We start from the raw sequence: 2,162 nt of genomic DNA, 5'->3' as shown, positions 1-2,162 counted from the left end.
AACATATGCGTAATACGATGACGGCTCACATGCTTTCTTTTGTGAATCGTAGACATATTCATATTCCGAAATTAAATACGGCACTTCAGGATGTTTTAAATCAATATAATACATTTAGTCTACCAAAACTATGGGGAACGGGAAAAGTAGCTTCAGCTGATGGAACGAAACATGATATGTATATAGAAAATTTAGTATCAGAATACCACATCCGTTATGGCGGATATGGAGGACTTGCCTATCATCATGTTGCGGATAATTATATCGCCCTTTTTAGTCATTTTATCCCCTGTGGTGTTTGGGAAGCGGTATATATTATTGATGGGCTATTAAAAAATAAATCTGATATTCAACCCGATACTCTTCATGCGGATACACAAGGACAATCGACACCTGTATTTGCCTTATCCTATCTATTAGGAATTCATCTTATGCCTAGAATTCGCAATTGGAAAGATTTAAAATTTTTCCGTCCAGATAAGCATACAAACTACAAACATATAGACCCTTTATTTAAAGATGTAATTGATTGGAGAGTGATTGAAACACATTGGAAAGACTTATTCCAAGTGGTTGTTTCAATTAAAAAGGGAAAAATTTTACCTTCGACGCTTCTTAGAAAATTAAGTAGTAACAGTAAGAAAAATCGATTATATCAAGCATTTCGAGAGCTTGGAAGAGTGATTCGAACAATCTTTCTTCTTCAATATATTTCAGATATGAAATTACGTGAACAAATTACAGCTAGTACGAATAAAGTAGAAGCCTATAATGGTTTTTCAAAATGGTTGTTTTTTGGTGGCGATGGTATTATTACGGAAAACGATCCAATTGAACAGGAAAAACGTATTAAATACAACGATTTAATCACCAATTCCGTAATTTTTCAAAATGTAGTGGATATCACTATGATTTTATGGCAACTAAAAAAAGAAGGTTATCGCTTTGCACGCCAAGATTTAGAAACGCTAAGTCCTTATATGACTAGACATATAAAACGCTTTGGGGATTATGTAATTGATTTAAAGAAAGTTCCTCAACCAATAGAAGAAACGATCCCTATATAAGCTCAATAGGTCATAGTTGGAAATAAAAGTAAGCCTATGACCTATTTTTACACGTATCTCGGCTGTACCCCATAGGAGCACTTGCTTTTTTGTTTTTAATGATTTATCTTGCGACAGATCCTAAAGATGTAAGCTTACTAACTATCCCGGCTTACTTTGGTGGAATGTGGGTGACTAACTGGCTTACCGAAAATGGATTTCAAGGTACATTTATTTATACGAGTTGGTTAGTAATCTACATCGTTATAATGATTTACCTTTTCTTCGCTTCAATCCGTCTAGGCATACGTAACATAAAATATATTAAAGAGAAATTAAGAGAACGTAGAGCCATAAAAAAATAACGCAAAGAGAAACCGTCCTCACAGGCGGTTTTATTGTTATACTGAAGTGCAATGTAGATTATTTAACATTTGAGGAGGGTTAATTATAGAATACTCAAGAATCTACACATTAAGAAATGAGCAAGAAAAATCAATAAAGATAGAGTCCTGGCGCTCATTTAGAGAAGAAATGAATGTGTTAGGAATTCAAGATTCAGATGTGTTCAAATGCAGTTAGTGGAATATGGTAAAGAGAGAACGAAAAAGAGTTCTCATAAAAATAATAGGAGAAAATAGTTTACTTACGTATAAATATCATAATTAAGCACATGTTATATACAAATATAGTGGAGGTGCGATTATGAATATTCAAAGACGCGAAGGTAATACAAATGAAATTCTTATTTCTGCTGCAGCAAGTGCTATTGAACAAATGAAGTATGAAATTGCCCGTGAATTAGGAGTCACACTTGGACCTGATACATCATCACGTGCAAATGGATCTGTCGGTGGAGAAATTACAAAGCGCTTAGTTCGAATGGCGGAAGAACAATTATCAGGACAATACAAATTACATTAAGTTAAAATACCAAAAGGAAAAAGGCTCTATAAAACGGATATTTTTTCCTTTTATTTACATAAAATTTAAAAATTAATTTTTAAAACTTAAAAATGACCTTCCAGATTCCTTTATAAGAGGTTTTATTCAATAGGGTAATACGATAAGGGCTGAATTTAAAATAATCCCTTACAAGCATATTAAGAGCTATTT

At 33.0% G+C, this 2,162-nt stretch carries 3 protein-coding genes; all 3 read left to right on the top strand.

All coding sequences use genetic code 11. The features are described from left to right. A partial coding sequence (locus ACO6VI_RS32900; RefSeq protein WP_422424463.1) for a transposase occupies nt 1-1,067 on the top strand: 1,067 nt, incomplete at its 5' end. 98 nt (nt 1,068-1,165) lie between these two features. Next, nucleotides 1,166-1,411 (top strand): hypothetical protein, encoded by a 246-nt coding sequence (locus tag ACO6VI_RS32895; RefSeq protein ID WP_422425195.1) that lies wholly within the window; start codon nt 1,166-1,168, stop codon nt 1,409-1,411. A gap of 340 nt (nt 1,412-1,751) precedes the next feature. After that, nucleotides 1,752-1,970 (top strand): alpha/beta-type small acid-soluble spore protein, encoded by a 219-nt coding sequence (locus ACO6VI_RS32890; RefSeq protein ID WP_098818592.1) that lies wholly within the window; start codon nt 1,752-1,754, stop codon nt 1,968-1,970. Nucleotides 1,971-2,162 lie beyond the last annotated feature (192 nt).

Origin of the sequence: Bacillus sp. PSXD-155 (genome assembly GCF_049310765.1) — a bacterium.
GTDB classification, from domain to species: Bacteria; Bacillota; Bacilli; order Bacillales; family Bacillaceae_G; genus Bacillus_A; species Bacillus_A cereus.
The sequence above is the reverse complement of the archived record's forward strand: the minus strand, read 5'-3'. Positions and strand labels throughout refer to the sequence as shown.

Excerpts from the sequence above, each read along its gene's own strand:
- ACO6VI_RS32895 (WP_422425195.1), top strand. The coding sequence starts at position 1,166 with ATGATTTATCTTGCGACAGATCCTAAAGATGTAAGCTTACTAACTATC.
- ACO6VI_RS32890 (WP_098818592.1), top strand. The coding sequence starts at position 1,752 with ATGAATATTCAAAGACGCGAAGGTAATACAAATGAAATTCTTATTTCT.